18 protein-coding genes are annotated in these 13,964 nt (G+C 72.0%); 13 read left to right on the top strand and 5 right to left on the bottom strand.

The features are described 5' to 3' along the window. Positions 1-23: 23 nt before the first annotated feature. The 10 genes from RBJ65_RS07945 to RBJ65_RS07900 all read left to right on the top strand — a co-directional run bounded on the left by RBJ65_RS07945 (position 24) and on the right by RBJ65_RS07900 (position 5,250). On the top strand, positions 24-374 hold the full coding sequence (locus tag RBJ65_RS07945; protein ID WP_372341178.1) for a gas vesicle protein: 351 nt from the start codon (positions 24-26) through the stop codon (positions 372-374). A gap of 136 nt (positions 375-510) precedes the next feature. Further along, complete coding sequence (locus tag RBJ65_RS07940) at positions 511-954, top strand: gas vesicle structural protein GvpA (RefSeq protein ID WP_306316361.1); 444 nt, start codon at positions 511-513, stop codon at positions 952-954. After that, the gene (locus RBJ65_RS07935) at positions 951-1,709 is read left to right on the top strand and encodes a GvpL/GvpF family gas vesicle protein (protein WP_306316362.1); all 759 of its coding nucleotides are present in this window, start codon (positions 951-953) and stop codon (positions 1,707-1,709) included. The genes RBJ65_RS07940 and RBJ65_RS07935 overlap by 4 nt, the downstream gene beginning before the upstream one ends. A 12-nt stretch (positions 1,710-1,721) precedes the next feature. Beyond that, positions 1,722-1,949 carry a gas vesicle protein GvpG gene (locus tag RBJ65_RS07930; RefSeq protein ID WP_306316363.1) on the top strand — a complete coding sequence of 76 codons (228 nt, stop codon included), beginning with the start codon at positions 1,722-1,724 and terminating at the stop codon, positions 1,947-1,949. Then, positions 1,946-2,521: a DNA primase gene (locus RBJ65_RS07925; protein WP_306316364.1), complete on the top strand. Its 576-nt coding sequence runs from the start codon at positions 1,946-1,948 to the stop codon at positions 2,519-2,521. The genes RBJ65_RS07930 and RBJ65_RS07925 overlap by 4 nt, the downstream gene beginning before the upstream one ends. Further along, positions 2,514-3,605, top strand: coding sequence for an SRPBCC family protein (locus RBJ65_RS07920; RefSeq protein WP_306316365.1), 1,092 nt, complete (start codon positions 2,514-2,516; stop codon positions 3,603-3,605). Before RBJ65_RS07925 ends, RBJ65_RS07920 begins: the two co-directional genes overlap by 8 nt. Beyond that, positions 3,602-3,982, top strand: coding sequence for a gas vesicle protein (locus RBJ65_RS07915; RefSeq protein ID WP_306316366.1), 381 nt, complete (start codon positions 3,602-3,604; stop codon positions 3,980-3,982). Before RBJ65_RS07920 ends, RBJ65_RS07915 begins: the two co-directional genes overlap by 4 nt. Next, positions 3,979-4,776 carry a GvpL/GvpF family gas vesicle protein gene (locus tag RBJ65_RS07910; RefSeq protein WP_306316367.1) on the top strand — a complete coding sequence of 266 codons (798 nt, stop codon included), beginning with the start codon at positions 3,979-3,981 and terminating at the stop codon, positions 4,774-4,776. The genes RBJ65_RS07915 and RBJ65_RS07910 overlap by 4 nt, the downstream gene beginning before the upstream one ends. Next, positions 4,773-4,970, top strand: coding sequence for a gas vesicle protein (locus tag RBJ65_RS07905; protein WP_306316368.1), 198 nt, complete (start codon positions 4,773-4,775; stop codon positions 4,968-4,970). The genes RBJ65_RS07910 and RBJ65_RS07905 overlap by 4 nt, the downstream gene beginning before the upstream one ends. After that, positions 4,963-5,250 (top strand): gas vesicle protein K, encoded by a 288-nt coding sequence (locus tag RBJ65_RS07900; protein ID WP_306316369.1) that lies wholly within the window; start codon positions 4,963-4,965, stop codon positions 5,248-5,250. Before RBJ65_RS07905 ends, RBJ65_RS07900 begins: the two co-directional genes overlap by 8 nt. Before the next feature lie 34 nt (positions 5,251-5,284). Here RBJ65_RS07900 and RBJ65_RS07895 read toward each other — a convergent pair whose 3' ends face one another. Together RBJ65_RS07895 and RBJ65_RS07890 are read right to left on the bottom strand one after the other, a co-directional pair. Then, entirely contained in the window at positions 5,285-6,112 is an 828-nt protein-coding gene (locus RBJ65_RS07895) for a class I SAM-dependent methyltransferase (protein WP_306316370.1), read from the bottom strand. 120 nt (positions 6,113-6,232) lie between these two features. Continuing rightward, on the bottom strand, positions 6,233-7,717 hold the full coding sequence (locus RBJ65_RS07890) for a bifunctional phosphatase PAP2/diacylglycerol kinase family protein (protein WP_306316371.1): 1,485 nt from the start codon (positions 7,715-7,717) through the stop codon (positions 6,233-6,235). 105 nt (positions 7,718-7,822) lie between these two features. On the opposite strand from RBJ65_RS07890, the gene RBJ65_RS07885 reads away from it, so the two are divergent. Together RBJ65_RS07885 and RBJ65_RS07880 are read left to right on the top strand one after the other, a co-directional pair. Further along, on the top strand, positions 7,823-9,445 hold the full coding sequence (locus tag RBJ65_RS07885) for an ABC-F family ATP-binding cassette domain-containing protein (RefSeq protein ID WP_306316372.1): 1,623 nt from the start codon (positions 7,823-7,825) through the stop codon (positions 9,443-9,445). A 68-nt stretch (positions 9,446-9,513) separates the two neighbouring features. Further along, a complete protein-coding gene (locus RBJ65_RS07880) occupies positions 9,514-10,488 on the top strand; it encodes an AraC family transcriptional regulator (protein WP_306316373.1) in 975 nt (324 codons plus the stop codon). Positions 10,489-10,598: 110 nt separating this feature from the next. Here the strand turns inward: RBJ65_RS07880 and RBJ65_RS07875 are convergent, their stop codons facing one another. Together RBJ65_RS07875 and RBJ65_RS07870 are read right to left on the bottom strand one after the other, a co-directional pair. Further along, complete coding sequence (locus tag RBJ65_RS07875) at positions 10,599-11,141, bottom strand: type 1 glutamine amidotransferase domain-containing protein (protein WP_306316374.1); 543 nt, start codon at positions 11,139-11,141, stop codon at positions 10,599-10,601. Positions 11,142-11,225: 84 nt separating this feature from the next. Further along, positions 11,226-11,666 (bottom strand): CBS domain-containing protein, encoded by a 441-nt coding sequence (locus RBJ65_RS07870; RefSeq protein WP_306316375.1) that lies wholly within the window; start codon positions 11,664-11,666, stop codon positions 11,226-11,228. Positions 11,667-11,960: 294 nt separating this feature from the next. On the opposite strand from RBJ65_RS07870, the gene RBJ65_RS07865 reads away from it, so the two are divergent. Further along, complete coding sequence (locus RBJ65_RS07865) at positions 11,961-12,779, top strand: RNA polymerase sigma factor SigF (protein ID WP_306316376.1); 819 nt, start codon at positions 11,961-11,963, stop codon at positions 12,777-12,779. Between the two features lie 24 nt (positions 12,780-12,803). On the opposite strand, the gene RBJ65_RS07860 is transcribed toward RBJ65_RS07865, so the two are convergent. Further along, positions 12,804-13,943, bottom strand: coding sequence for a PAS domain-containing protein (locus RBJ65_RS07860; protein ID WP_306316377.1), 1,140 nt, complete (start codon positions 13,941-13,943; stop codon positions 12,804-12,806). Positions 13,944-13,964: the final 21 nt, after the last annotated feature.

Below are 13,964 nucleotides of genomic sequence, written 5' to 3'. Positions count from 1 at the left end.
GAGACCCGGTGACCGAGGCTGCCATGACGAATACGAAGAAGACGCAAGGGTCGTCGGAGCGCGAGCCCGGCGACGACAAGACCACCGAGGTGGGCGGCGCACCGCGCCCCATGGAGGTACTGCGCGAGGCACGCGCCCAGCTGGCGGAGCTCACCGGCATGGCGGCCGAGACCGTGTCGTCCTTCGAACGCACCGAGGACGGCTGGGAGTTGGAGATCGAGGTCCTCGAACTGGCCCGGGTCCCCGACACCATGAGCCTGCTGGCGAGCTACCAGGTGAGCCTGGACCCGCACGGCGCCCTGACCGGATACCGACGCCTGCGCCGCTACGAGCGCGGACGCTCCGAACCGGCCCACAGGCCCGGCGGCCGCTAGACCCGGCGTCCCGCCCCGCCTCGCACCGCGTCACGTACTGAAGCGCGTACCCAGTCGCGTACCGACGCGATCACCTGCGCGCGTACCCACTCGCGTACCCAATCGCGTACTACACAGACAGGGAGGACCGGCCTCCATGACCGTTGTCCCCGCACAACAGACAGGCGGCGGTGGCGGAACCAGCGGCCTGTACGACGTACTCGAACTCGTCCTGGACCGCGGGCTCGTCATCGACGCGTTCGTCCGCGTCTCGCTGGTCGGCATCGAGATCCTGAAGATCGACGTCAGGGTGGTCGTCGCCAGCGTCGACACCTATCTGCGCTTCGCCGAGGCCTGCAACCGGCTCGACCTGGAAGCGGGCCCGCACCGCGACCCCGGACTGCCCGACCTGGTCGGCGAGATCACCGAGTCCGGCGCGCGCGGCAAGTCCAAGGGCGCGCTGTCCGGCGCCGCCCAGACCCTCTCCGACGCCTTCAACCAGGCGCGCGACGAGGGCCAGGCGGAGTCGAAGCGGTCCTCGTCCGGATCCGGCGGCAGCCGCAGGGCCACCGCGGGCCGCCGTAAGGAGGAGCAGGAGTGAGCAGCAGCAGTACGTACATCTATGGCATCGCGAGCTCCGAACACCCCGCCCTGCCCGAGGGCATGGGCGGGATCGGTGAACCGGCCCGCGAGGTGCGCGTCGTGAAGGAGGGCTCGCTCGCGGCGCTCGTCAGCGAGTCCCCGGACGACCTGCGGCCCAAGCGCCGCGACCTGCTCGCCCACCAGAGCGTGCTCTCCGAGGCGGGCGCCGGGGGACCGGTGCTGCCGATGCGGTTCGGCTCCCTCGCCCCCGACGAGCGTTCGGTGGCGGCGGTGCTCGCCGAGCGCGCGGACCACTACCGGGAACGGCTGCGGGCGCTCGACGGCAAGGTCGAGTACAACGTCAAGGCGCAGCACGACGAGGAAGCCGTGCTGCACCAGGTGATGGTCGACAACGAAGAGATCCGGACGCTCACCGAGGCCAACCGGCGTGCGGGCGGCGGCAGTTACGAGGACCGGCTGCGCCTCGGCGAGCTGGTCGTGGCCGCCGTACAGGCCCGCGAGCACGCCGACGCGCTCGAACTCGAGCGGCGCCTCGCGGCCGCGGCCGCGGCGGTGTCCGCGGGGCCCGAGAGTACGGGCTGGCTCGCCAACGTCTCGTTCCTCGTCGACCGGGACGCCGCCGAGCACTTCCTCGCCGCCGTCGAGGACGTCCGCGCCGGCCACGGGCACCTCGTCATCACCGTCAACGGCCCCCTGCCCCCGTACAGCTTCGTGGAACCGGGCCCCGCCGAGCCCGCGGCCACGGCCGACTGACGGGCCGCGCCGATGGGCCTGATCTCGGAGGTGCTGCTGCTGCCGCTCGCTCCCGTGCGCGGGTCCTTGTGGGCGGTGCGGCAGGCGCTCGCCGAAGCGGAACGCCAGTACTACGACCCGGCGGCCATACGAGCCGAACTCGCCCGCCTCGAAGGGCAGTTGACGTCGGGTGAGATCGATCAGGAAACGTTCGACCGCGTCGAGGACGAGCTCCTCGACCGTCTGGAGGGACCACCTTGAACCGAACAGCGCTCGGCCTCGCGATAGGGGCCGGTTACGTCCTAGGGCGTACGAAGAAGATGAAGCTGGCGCTCGCCGTCGGCACGATGGTCGCGGGCAAGCGGCTGAACCTGAGCCCACGCGCCGTGGCCGACCTTGTCCGCCAACAGCTCGACAAGAACCCGCAGTTCAAGGAGATCGGCGACCAGCTGAGGGAGGACCTGAGCGGAGTCGGCAGGGCTGCGACGGGCGCGCTGGTCGACCGCCAGGTCGAGGGCCTCGCGGGGCGCCTGCACGACCGTACACAGGGTGTGCGCGACCAGTTGGAAGGTGTCGTGCCGGACACCCCGGAGGACGTCCCGGACACCCCGGAGGACCTCCCGGACGCGGACGACGTGGTCGAGCGGGCCGCGCCCACGAACCATGCGCCCGCCGAGAACGCGCCCACCGAGAACGCGCCCACCAAGAACGCGTCCACCAGGAACGCGTCCACCAAGAAGGCGCCCACCAAGAAGGCTCCCGCGAAGAAGGCCGCCAAGCAGGCCGTCGGCGCGGGCTCGCGCGTGGCGAAGGGAGGCCGCAGCCGTGGCTGACACGACGAAGACCGCGCTCGGCGGCTTCGCCCGCAGCGAGGCCGCCGACCACCTCAAGGCGGAACTGCAGGAGTACCTCGCCGCCCAGGCCCAGCGGCTGCTGATGGGCGCGGGCCACAAGCTCGGCGAGGCCACCGTGAAACTGAACGACATCGCCGAGGGCAACAGCCCCGGCTTCGCCCGGCTGGCACTGGACGGCGGCCGCAAGCTCGCCGAGGGCAAGGGGCCGGTGCGCAGCGCGGTGGAGCTCGGCGCGGGCCGGCTCAAGGACAACGTCGTCGACGTGTTCAAGGGCCTCGGCGCCGGAAGGGGCAAGGGCAAGCGCAAGGGCGGCGCGGGCGCGAAGCCGACCGTCATCATGGAGTACGTCGACGTGGGCGTCGATCTGCGGACGGCGTACGACCAGTGGACGCAGTACCAGGAGTTCAGCACGTTCGCGAAGGGCGTCAAGAACGCGGGCCGCGCTGACGACACGACGTCGGACTGGCAGCTCAAGGTCTTCTGGTCCAACCGGAGTTGGAAGGCGCACACGACCGACCAGGTGCCCGACGACCGCATCGCGTGGACGTCCGAGGGCGCCAAGGGCACCACGAAGGGTGTCGTCTCCTTCCACCGCCTCGCCGACCGGCTCACCCGGGTCCTGCTGATCGTCGAGTACTACCCCAAGGGCCTGTTCGAGCGGACCGGCAACCTCTGGCGCGCGCAGGGCCGCAGGGCCCGCCTCGACCTCAAGCACTTCGCCCGCTTCGTGACGCTGCGCGGCGAGGCGAGCGACGGCTGGCGCGGCGAGATCCGCGACGGCGAGGTCGTCCTCGACCACGAGGATGCGGTGCGCGAAGAGGAGGAGGGGGACGAGGAGTACGGCGACGAACCCTACGAGGGGGACGAGGAGACCGAGGAAGAGGCCGAGGACGTCGAGGCAGAAGACGCCGAGGACGCCGAGGACGTCGAGGACACCGAGTACGCCGAGGAAGACCAGGCGGACGAGGCGGAGGACGAGGCGGAGGAAGAGGCGGAGGAAGAAGAGGACGAGGAGCCCCCGTCCAGGCCGCGACGGCGCGCCCCGGTCGGAGCCCGCCGATGACGACGGCGAGCCGCTTCCCCGAGCCGTACCGGGGTGACGGCGGGGCCAACCTCGCCGACATCCTGGAACGCGTCCTCGACAAGGGCATCGTCATCGCGGGCGACATCCGCATCAACCTGCTCGACATCGAACTGCTCACCATCAAACTGCGTCTGATCGTCGCATCCATCGACAAGGCGAAGGAGATGGGTATCGACTGGTGGGAGGACGACCCGGCGCTGTCCTCCGGAGCCCGCCGCAAGGAACTCGCCCGGGAGAACGCCGAGTTGAAGCAACGCCTCGTCGAACTCGGCGAACTCACCGAGGGCGGGACCGAGGGCCGGGAGGAAGAGGAACCCGCCGCGAACCGGAACCGGAACCGGAGGGGGTCGGCATGACCACCGACGAACCACGCGAGCTGCGCTACGTGTACGCCGTGTGCCACCCGCTCGGCGCGCCGCTCCAGGCCCAGCTCACCGGCGTGGCCGGGGGCCCGGCACGGCAGTTGGAGCACCACGGCCTCGTCGCGGTCATCGGCTCCGTGCCGGAACGGGACTTCGCCGAGGCGCCGCTCCGCGCCCACCTGGAGGACCTCGACTGGCTCACCGAGACCGCCCGCGCCCACCAGAGCGTGATCGCCGCCCTGGCCACGGTCACCAGCCCGCTCCCGCTCCGCCTCGCCACCGTCTTCCACGACGACAGCGGCGTACGGCTCATGCTGGAGCAGGAGGAACTCCGCTTCCGCCGGGGACTCGACCGCCTCGCGGGGCGCGTGGAGTGGGGCGTGAAGGTGTACGTCGAGGAGCCCGAACCCGAGGCGAAGGCCCCGGCCGCCCCGGCGCCCGCCGCCTCGGGCCGCGACTATCTTCGCCGCCGCCGCGCCGAGCGCACCGCGCGCGACGACCGGTGGCGGCGCGCCGAACGCTTCGCGCAGGAGCTGCACGACGAGCTGTCCCGGTACGCCACGCACACCCGGATCCACCCGCCGCAGAACCCGGAACTCTCCCGCGCCGGTGGGCAGAACGTGCTCAACGCCGCGTATCTGGTGGAGCGTTCGGGCGCGGAGGAGTTCGTGGAGCGGGTCGACGCGACGAAGGGCCGCGAGCGTGACCTGCGGGTCGAGCTGACCGGCCCGTGGGCGGGCTACTCGTTCACGGCCGACGAGGAGACGGGGGAGGGGGAGACGTCGTGACCGTCGTCGAGCGGCGCGAGATCGCCCTGGTCGACCTCCTCGACCGGCTGCTCGCGGGCGGCGTCGTCCTCGCCGGCGACGTCACCCTGCGGATCGCCGACGTGGACCTGGTGCGCATCGACCTGAACGCGCTGATCAGCTCGGTCAACGCCCAAGTGCCCTCTCCCTGGCCGGAGATGGAGAACCATGAGTGAACGCGAGCGACGCCGTATCGAACTCGACCCCGACACCGTCGAGCGCGACCTGATGAAACTCGTGCTGACCCTCGTCGAGCTGCTCCGTCAGCTCATGGAGCGCCAGGCGATCCGCCGCTTCGACCTCGGCGACCTGACGGAGGAGCAGGAGGAGCGGGTCGGGCTGACGTTGATGCTCCTGGAGGACCGCATGGAGCAGCTGCGCGAGCGCTACGGGCTGCGGCCCGAGGACCTGAACATCGACCTCGGACCGCTGGGCCCGCTGCTGCCCCGCGGCTGAACTCGCCTACAGCCTCGCCTGCGCCTGGACTCGCCTACGGCTGACGGGGCTTGCGGCACAGGATCTCGCCGTGCAGGATCCCGAACCACGCGTCCTCGTGCGTTCCCCACTCCCGCCACGTGTCCGACACGGCCTTCAGCTGCTCGGGCGTCGCGTGCCCGCCGCCCGTCGCGCGCTCGGCGTAGGAGGACGCGAGCGTGCGGTCCGCCCACAGCCCGCTCCACCAGGCGATCTCCTCGGGCGTCGAGTAGCACCACGTACCGGCGGAGCAGGTGATGTCCTCCGGCGCGAAACCGGCCCGCAGCGCCCACGACTTGAGGTAGCGCCCGGCGTCCGGCTCGCCGCCGTTGGCGCGGGTGACCCGCTCGTACAGGTCCAGCCACTCGTCCATGGCGGGCAGCCGCGGGAACCAGGAGAACGCCGCGTAGTCGGACTCCCGTACGGCGACGAACCCGCCCGGCTTCGTCACCCGCAGCATCTCGCGCAGCGCCTGCACGGGATCGCCGACGTGCTGCAGCACCTGGTGCGCGTGCACGACGCAGAACGTGTCGTCCGGCCAGTCGAGCGCGTGCACGTCGGCCGTCGTGAAGTCGACGTTGGTCAGGCCCCGTTCGGCGGCCGTGGCGCGCGCCCGGTCGAGGATGCCCTCGGCGTGGTCGGCACCCGTGACGTGCCCGTCGGGGACCAGCTCGGCCAGGTCGGCGGTGATGGTGCCGGGGCCGCAGCCGATGTCCAGGATCTTCATGTGCGGCTTGAGCGAATCGAGCAGGTAGGCCGCCGAGTTGGCGGCGGTGCGCCAGGTGTGCGAGCGGAGCACGGACTCGTGGTGGCCGTGGGTGTATACGGCGGTCTCCTGCGGCATGACCGGTTCCCTTCGTCTCGTTCGGGCTTGATGATCACCGTACGCCGGTCGGCCGCATAATGAGATCCCCGTCTTGAAATGTGGACGCGCGTGGAGGGAGGGGGTAGCGGGAGGGGTGGGTCAGCGCAGTGTGTACGGGCGGTACACGCGCAGCGCCTCGTGTGCCTTGTCCACCCTCAACTCGCCGCCGCACGCGGCCACTTCACCGTCGAACGCGAGCGGGGTGCCGGGCGTTACGCCGTCCACCCGCAGCCGGGTCAGGCGGGTCGCGGCGTGGAACGGGGAGCGGGACAGCGGGCCCGCCAGCGCCGCCGCGAGGAGCCGCACACCGGGCAGCCGGCCGCCGTCCACGGTGCGTACGTCGAGCAGCCCGTCGGCGAGATTCGCGCGCCGGCCCGCCGTCAGACCCATTCGCCGGTACGTGCAGTTCCCGGCGAACAGCAGCCACAACGGCCGCCGCTCGCCGTGCAGTTCTATGCTCAGCGGATGGTCGCGGCGCAGCACGTGCACCGCCGCCACGACATCGGCGAGCCGCCCGCCGATCCGCCCCGACCAGCGCCGCCGCTCCCGCACCAGCTCCGGGTAGGCGCCCAGGCTGAGGGTGTTGAGGAAGATCCCGGAGCCGTGCCCGGAGGCGAAGCGGCCCACGTCCACGGCGACCGCGTCGCCGGACTCGACGGCGCGCACCAGATCGCCGGTGTCCTCGACGCCGAGGTCGTACGCGAAGTGGTTGAGGGTGCCGCCGGGCAGCACCGCGAGCGGCAGATCGTGCCGCAGCGCCACCCGCGCGGCCGTGTTCACGGAGCCGTCGCCGCCCGAGATGCCGAGCGCGCGGGCCCGCGCCGCCGCCTTCTCCAGCTCCGGTTCGAGCTCGTCGCCGGTGCACGACACGAACTCGGCGAGCGGCAGCGCCTCCCGCAGCGCCCGCATCCGCTCCGGGGTGCCCGCCTTCTCGTTCACGACCATCACCAGGCCCTCGCCGCCCGGCAGCGCCGGTACGTCGTCCACCAGGGGCCGGCCCGGCGACGGCAGCTGGTCGCGGGTCGGCACCAGGCCGCGCACCGCGAAGGCGGCGCCCGCGCCGAGGGCCGCGCCCGCGAGGACGTCGGCGGGGAAGTGGGCGCCGGTGTAGACGCGGGAGGCCGCCACCGAGAACGCCACGGGGGCGACCACCGCGCCGAGGCCCCGCGACTCCAGGGCCACACCCGTCGCGAAGGCCGCGGCCGACGCCGAGTGCCCGGAAGGGAACGACGTCGTGAACGGCTGCCGCTTCAGGCGCCGCACCAGCGGCACCGGGTCGAGCGCGGGCCGCTCCCTGCGCACCGAACGCTTCCCGAGGGTGTTGATCGTGGCCGAGGCGAGCGCGAGCGAGGCCACTCCGCGCACGGCGGCCCGGCGGGCGCGCGGCGACCCGGACACGGCGAGCGCCCCGCCCACCGCGAACCACAGCACACCGTGGTTCGCCGACCGGCTCAGCCGCGGCAGGATCCGCTCGGCGCCCGGCCAGTGCGCGTCCGCGGCGAACTCGAAGACGCGCAGGTCGAGGGCGGTGAGCCGGGCACGCAAGGACGGCGGTGACTTCGGCGATGGCCTGTTGGCAGGCATGGGGGAATGCATGGGGGACAGGTACCCCGCGCCCCGCCTCGCACCCGACGCCGTCCGGCCAATTCGTTTGCCCGTCACCCGCACGGGCGTCCACAATGCGGGATCATGGGACATCTGGAAGCGGCACACCTCGAGTACTACCTCCCCGACGGGAGGGCGCTGCTCGGCGATGTGTCGTTCCGGGTCGGCGAGGGCGCGGTCGTCGCGCTCGTCGGGCCGAACGGAGCGGGTAAGACGACCCTCCTGAAGCTCATCTCCGGCGAGCTGCAGCCGCACGGCGGCTCCGTCACGGTCGGTGGCGGTCTCGGCGTGATGCGCCAGTTCGTGGGCTCGGTCCGCGACGGGACGACCGTCCGCGACCTCCTCGTATCGGTGTCACCGCCGCGCATCCAGGAAGCGGCGAAGGCGGTCGACGAGGCCGAGCACCTGATCATGACCGTCGACGACGAGGCCGCGCAGATGAAGTACGCGCAGGCCCTCTCCGACTGGGCCGAGGCACAGGGGTACGAGGCGGAGACGCTCTGGGACATGTGCACGACGGCGGCGCTGGGTGTGCCGTACGACAAGGCGCAGTTCCGCGAGGTGCGCACGCTCTCCGGCGGCGAGCAGAAGCGCCTCGTCCTCGAAGCCCTGCTGCGCGGCACGGACGAGGTCCTTCTCCTCGACGAGCCGGACAACTACCTCGACGTCCCCGGCAAGCGCTGGCTGGAGGAGAAGCTCCGCGAGACCCGCAAGACCGTCCTCTTCGTCTCCCACGACCGGGAGCTGCTCGCCCGCTCCGCGGAGAAGATCGTCAGCGTGGAGCCGAGCCCCGGCGGGGCGGACGCGTGGGTGCACGGCGGCGGCTTCTCGACGTACCACGAGGCGCGCCGCGAGCGCTTCGCGCGCTTCGAGGAGCTGCGGCGCCGCTGGGACGAGAAGCACGCGCAGCTCAAGAAGCTGGTCGTGAACCTCCGCCAGGCGGCGAGCGTCAGCCACGAAATGGCCTCCCGGTACGCGGCGGCGCAGACGCGGCTGCGTAAATTCGAGGAGGCGGGGCCGCCGCCGGAGCCGCCGCGCGAGCAGGACATCACGATGCGCCTGAAGGGCGGCCGTACCGGAGTGCGGGCGGTCACCTGCGAGAACCTCGAACTCACCGGCCTCATGAAGCCCTTCTCCCTGGAGGTCTTCTACGGGGAGCGGGTCGCGGTCCTCGGCTCGAACGGCTCGGGCAAGTCCCACTTCCTGCGCCTCCTCGCGGGCGACGACTCGGTGTCCCACACGGGAGCGTGGAAGCTCGGCGCGCGCGTCGTCCCCGGCCACTTCGCCCAGACCCACGCCCACCCGGAGCTCCAGGGACGCCCGCTCCTCGACATCCTGTGGCGCGACCACGCGAAGGACCGCGGGGCGGCGATGTCGTTGCTCCGCCGGTACGAGCTGACGGCGCAGGCCGAGCAGAAGTTCGAGCGGCTCTCGGGTGGCCAGCAGGCCCGCTTCCAGATCCTCCTGCTGGAGCTCGAAGGCGCGACGGCGCTCCTCCTGGACGAGCCGACGGACAACCTCGACCTGGAGTCGGCGGAAGCCCTCCAGGAGGGCCTGGAGTCCTTCGACGGCACGGTCCTCGCGGTCACCCACGACCGCTGGTTCGCCCGCGCCTTCGACCGCTATCTGGTCTTCGGCTCGGACGGCCACGTTCGCGAGACCTCGGACCCGGTCTGGGACGAACGCCGAGTCGAGCGCACCCGCTGACCCGTTGCGCCCGCCCGGAGCCCCGGTCTTTGTACGCTGGGGAGTTCAGGCGTGCGTGAGGAGAGAGCGTGGCGAGGACGTTCTTGCGGACCAGCGATGTCGACCGGGCCATGGAGGCGATCAGGGACGCCTTCTACGCGAATCGGCTGGCCGTCCTGGAACGCCCAGAACGCTTCGACGCCGAGTTCGACGTACTCGACTGCGGCGACGGCCTCACGGTGGGAAACCTGTCGTGCGGCGTCGATGTCGCCGTCCGCTGCGAGGAGTTGGGCTCGTACCACGTGAACGTCCCGTTCGGCGCCGCCATCGGCTGGCGCCAGGCATCCCGGCCCACCCGCGCCACCGCCCCCGGCAGGGCCGCCGTCCTCGGCCCCGTCGGCCCCGTCGACGCGAACCGCTGGCCGGGCGGCGCGCGGGTCGTCGCGCTGAAGATCGAACGCAGCCTTCTGGAGCGCCGCGTCGAGGAGTTGACCGGCCGCCCGCCCCGCGGGCCCCTCGCGCTCGAACCCGAGATGGACCTGACGACGGGCCGCGGCCACGGCTGGGCCCGACTCGTCGACACACTCCTCGGAGAGCTGCACGACGACGCCCGGCTGCTCCAACACCCCATGGTGGCCGCGCCGTTGCGCGACGCCGTCCTCAACGGCCTGCTGCTGACGGCGGGCCACCGCTACCGCGACCAACTCGACGTACCCGCGGGGAAGTTGAGGCCCGCCCCCGTCAAGCGCGCCATGGACGCCATGCGCTCCCACCCCGAACACCCCTTCACCACCACGGAACTCGCGGCCGAGGCCCGGGTCGGCGTGCGCTGGCTGCAGGAGGCGTTCGGCCGCTATGTGGGCATGCCGCCGATGACGTATCTGCGCACCCTGCGCCTGGAGCGAGCGCACGCCGAACTGCTCGCCGCGGACCCCGACACGACGACCGTCGGCCACGTCGCGTACCGCTGGGGCTTCGGTCATCTGGGGCGGTTCGCCGGGCAGTACCGCGCCAAGTACGGCGTCGTGCCCTCGCACACGCTGGGCCGACAGCTACCTCGTTGAGCGGACAACAACCGCGCCGAGCGGATCGCCGACGGCGCTCCCGAGGGCCTACTGTCATATCGCACCGGCCCGGCACTACCCCGCCGGGCCGGCCTGCGCCTCCCGCCCCGTCAGACGCCGCTGACCTGCTCAAGCAGCGCCGCGTCGAAGGCCTTGAGGTCGTCCGGGCGACGGCTGCTGACCAGCACGTTCGGCCCGGCCGTGCAGACCTTCACCTGCTCGTCGACCCAGGTGCCGCCCGCATTGCGGATATCGGTGGCCAGGCTCGGATACGAGGTCAGCGTGCGGCCGCGCAGCACATCCGCCTCGACCAGCGTCCACGCCGCGTGACAGATCGCCGCGACCGGCAGGCCCCGCGTGAAGAAGTCACGTACGAACGCGACCGCGTCGGGATCCGTGCGCAACTGGTCCGGATTGGCCACGCCGCCCGGCAGCGCCAGCGCGTCGAAGCCGTCCGCCGACGAGGCGAGCGACGCCACCGTCTTGTCGACCGGGAACTTGTCGGCCCTGTCCAGGTGGTCGAAGGCCTGGATCTCGCCCTGCCGTGTCGATACGAGCACGGGTTCGCCGCCCGCGTCCCGCACCGCCTGCCAGGGGTCGGTCAGCTCGATCTGCTCGGCCCCTTCCGGCGCCACCAGGAACGCGATACGCATCGTCGGTCAACTCCCTTGCTGGCTATGGATGTTCATGACGTTCAGTGGTCTTGGTCCTGGTCCTGGTGTTGGTGTTGGCGGCGGTCACGTCGGTGACTCGTCCGGCCAGGAGTCCGGCCGGGCGCCGCTGATGTCGGCCAGCGCGGACGCCGGGTCCTGGGTCAGCGCCAGATCGCCCAGGCTGACCATTCCGACGGCGTGCCCGTCCTCCACCACCGGCAGCCGCCGCACCGCGTACTCCCGCATCAGCGTCACCGCGACGGACACCTCGTCCTCGGGGCCGATCGCCACCGGGTGCGGCGTGCACACGGCCTCGGCGCTCACCGTGAGCGGATCGGCTCCGTCGGCCACGGCCCGCAGCGCGATGTCACGATCCGTGAGCACGCCCACGACCTGCGACTCGTCCGCCACCAGTACATCTCCGATGTCCTGCGCGCGCATCAACTGGGCGGCCTCGACCAGCGAGGCGTCTGGGCGTACCGCGACCACGCCGGGCGTCATGACGTCCCTCACCACATCGGCCATCGAAATCCGGCCTCATCTCGTCTTCGGGTGCACCGTGATCCCGCCCATGTACCCGCACGTACCGGGGCTAATCCCCATCATTTGTAAGGACAACGCCGTGTTTTGCGGCGCTGTCCCAGGGGCAGGCGAAGGAAACAGTGCTTCGGACAGGAGGCACGTCCGTGGGAGGGATACGGCCCCGCCGTATCCACCGGATCCGCAGGATCGCCCCGGGTGTGTCCGACTCGTCTTGCGGGCGCGGCTCCCACGGTGACCACCGAACCCAAGGCACCCCCTGAGGGAGTTGCGATCCAGATGCGCACGCGTACCAGCTCACCCGAGAACCCGGTGAAGCCCGGTGGGCGCCACCCGCACGACGACGCCCCCGACACCGCCGAGGCCTTCGCCCAGCTGTCCGACATGCCCGAGGGTCCCGAGCGCGACGAACTGCGCCAGGACGTCGTCGAGGCCTGGCTGCCGATGGCCGAACGCCTCGCCGGCCGCTTCCGCAACCGCGGAGAGTCCTACGAGGATCTGCGCCAGGTCGCCGCGCTCGGCCTGGTCAAGGCGGTGGACCGATACGACCCGGAGCGCGGCAACGCCTTCGAGAGCTACGCCGTACCCACCGTGACCGGCGAGATCAAGCGGCACTTCCGCGACCACATGTGGACGCTGCACGTGCCGCGCCGCGTCCAGGACCTGCGCAACCGGGTCCGGTTCGCCCAGCACGAGCTCGCCCAGGGCATCTCGGGGCGCGCCCCGACGCTCGCGGAGATCGCCGAACACGCGAACATGACCGAGGACGAGGCCCGCAGCGGCCTCGAGGCGCTGGAGAGCTTCACCGCGCTCTCCCTCGACGCCGAGCTGCCCGGCAGCGAGGACGGCTACTCGCTGTCCGACGCGCTCGGCGACGCCGACCCCGCGCTCGACGTCGTCATCGACCGCGAGGCCGTCAAGCCGCGCATAGCGGCCCTGCCCGAGCGGGAGCGGGAGATCCTCTACATGCGCTTCTTCGGCGACATGACACAGAGCCGGATCGCCGAGCGGCTCGGCATCTCGCAGATGCACGTGTCCCGGCTGATCAGCCGCTGCTGCGACCGGCTGCGCGACCAGGTCCTCTCGGACGCCGCGTAGCCCCAGGAAATCCCGGAAACGGCGCTATTTCCGCATCGCCAACGCAATGTGACGGGCCATCATGTCCAGCGTCTTCGCCTCCGCCATCGAGAAGGCGAGGCGGCCCGCGGACCGGAACAGGGTGAGCACACCCCGCACCGGTTCGCCGGGCGCCGGGATCAACGGGACGCACAGCAGCGAGGTGACATCGGCACGGACGAGCACCGGCGCCCCCGACGCGTCGTCGCCCAGGGCCCGCGGGTCCTCCGGGCGCACGAGCAGCGTGGGGGCGCCGCCGCGCGCCGCCTCGACGACGAGCGGGCTGCCGTGCGGGTCCTGCGCGGCGATGTCCCGTACCGCCTCGTCGTCCGCGCCGAGCACCGCCGTACGCTCCAGCCGCGCCGCCCCCATGTCGGCCACCACCCAGTCGGCGAACCGGCCGTGCAGCACGCGGGCGGCGCGCCGCAGCGACTCGGCGGGATCGCCCACGGGGGCACCCAGCAGCTCCCGCGTCATCGCGTCCAGCAGGTCGGTGAGCGCCGCGTGCCGGGTCGCCTCCGTGAGGTCGGGGACCGGCGCCGTGGGCCGGGCCGACGCGGGGGTGACGGTGGCGTCGTCCGCGGGCTGCAGGACCACCAGGACCGTGGTGCGCGGCTCGTTGCCCGGGCGCAGGCCCGTGAGGACCGTGCGGACCGGGATCCGCGGATTCTGCTGCAGGTGCACGGACAGGCCGCGGTCCCCCTCGCCCCGGGCCACCGCCGCGACCTGCGAGCGGAACGCGGCGCGGTCGGCGTGCGCCAGGAAACCGGTCATCGGGCGGCCCGTCGCGTATCCGGCGCGGACCCCCGTGAAGATCGTCGCCGCGAAGTTGAGGCGGCGCACCACCGACTCGCGGTCCACGAGCGCCACCGGCAGCGGCAGCCGCTGGAAGACGGCCCGCAGCAACTGCTGCTCCTGTCGGTCGGCCGCCGCGCCGCGGCGCGCGCTCACCCCCGGGCCGCCCGAGGCCTCCGCGCCCCGCGAGGGCTGTGGCCACAACTTGGCGGCCACATGGTCGAGTTCGAAGAGCGCGGCGTCGAGTACGGCGGGCAGTTCCGCCGTCGAGACGGAGCGCGCCGCCTTCAACTCCGTTACACGGCGCACGAAGTCCGCCAGCTCTTCACCGAATTCCTCCGTCTGCGCCATGCTGAGAAACGTATCCCGTCC

This window comes from Streptomyces sp. KL109B, assembly GCF_030766935.1.
Classification (GTDB): Bacteria; Actinomycetota; Actinomycetes; order Streptomycetales; family Streptomycetaceae; genus Streptomyces.
This window is presented reverse-complemented; position numbering and strand designations above follow the sequence as displayed.